Annotated in this window: 2 pseudogenes; both read left to right on the forward strand. The window is 76.4% G+C overall.

The features are described from left to right. Positions 1–684: pseudogene (locus AOK23_RS42750) on the forward strand (type VII secretion integral membrane protein EccD); the annotation flags it as partial. A 15-nt stretch (positions 685–699) separates the two neighbouring features. Beyond that, positions 700–1,354 (forward strand): annotated as a pseudogene (locus tag AOK23_RS48285) (hypothetical protein); the annotation flags it as partial.

A 1,354-nucleotide genomic window follows, 5' to 3' on the forward strand; every position in this document is an offset into this window, starting at 1 on the left:
GGGCTGGTCGGGGCCGGGGCGCTGGCCGGGACCGCGGTGTGCTGGCTGGGCGTCGCCGCGTCCGTGTCGGTGCGGTCGTCGGCGGCGGAACAGGCCCGGGTGGGCGCCGTGCTCGCCGTCGTCTCCGTGATCGTGCTGGGGCTGCTGCCCCGGCTCGCGCTGATGGCGTCCGGCCTCTCCGGGCTCGACGACCGGCGCTCCGCGGGGACCTCCGTGAGCCGCTACCAGGTGGCGGCCGCGCTCACCGCCACCCACCGGGGACTGGTGCTCGCGACGGTGACGATGGCCGTGTCGGCCACCGCCGCCGGGGTGTTCGCGCTGCGCGCGCCCACCAAGTGGACCGTGCTGCTGGCCGTCGTCACCATGGTCGTCCTCGCGCTGCGCGCCCGGGCGTTCCCGCTGGTCGCCGAGGTCGTGGTGCTGCTGGGCGCGGCGGCGGTGCTCGCGGTGCGGCTGATCGCGGTCTGGGTGGAGCGGTCCGGCGACGCGGCCGGTCCGCTCGCCGTGCTCGTGCTGCTGGCCGTACTGCCGCTGCTGGTGCTCGCCGTGCAGCCCGCCGAACATGTCCGGGTCCGGCTCCGCCGCCTCGGCGACACGCTGGAGTCCATCGGCGTCATCACCCTGTTCCCGCTGCTCATCGGGGTGTTCGGCGTGTACGGGCGACTGCTCGACACCTTCGCTTAGGAGCTGGGGGCGCACATGGCGCAGGCAGAGGACTGGCAGCGGGACGTGCTGCGCGAGCTGGGGCAGGACGGTGCGGGGGCGCAGACGGGTGCCGGAGCGGGGGCGCAGACGGGTGCGGGTGTGGGTGCCGCGTCCGGTTCGGAGCCGTCCGGGGCCGGTGCGGCGGCGGGTGCGAACGGTGTGACTGGTGTGCCTTCCGGCGTCTCGCGGCGGGCCGAGCCGACGCTGCGGCTGGTGCGCTCGGTTCCGTCCGAGGCGGTCGAGCGGTCCGAGCCGGCCGAACCGGCCGAACCGGCCCAGGAGAGCGTCGGCGACCGGCCGATGCGGGCGGTGCCGGGACATCCGGCTCCGGGACAGCAGGGGCAGCAGAGGCAACAGGGACAGCAGGGGGCCGTACGACCGGAGCCCGCGCCGCCGGAGCCGGGGCCGGGGCACGGGGTGCCCGTGGGCCCGGTGCCCGTGAACCCCGTAACCGCTCAGCCGCTTCAGCCCGCACAGCCCGTGCAGCCGGCGCCTGTCGTCCAGCCGCCGGTTCAGCCCCAGCCTCGGCAGCCCGCCCACGCCGTCGATCCCCACGCCGTGGACCCGCACCACGTCGACCCCCACCACGTCGACCCGCACCAAGTCGACCCCCGCCTCGGTCTCCCCCAGGTGTCCGCGCAGTCGCCGG

Source organism: Streptomyces torulosus (genome assembly GCF_001419765.1).
Classification (GTDB): Bacteria; Actinomycetota; Actinomycetes; order Streptomycetales; family Streptomycetaceae; genus Streptomyces; species Streptomyces torulosus.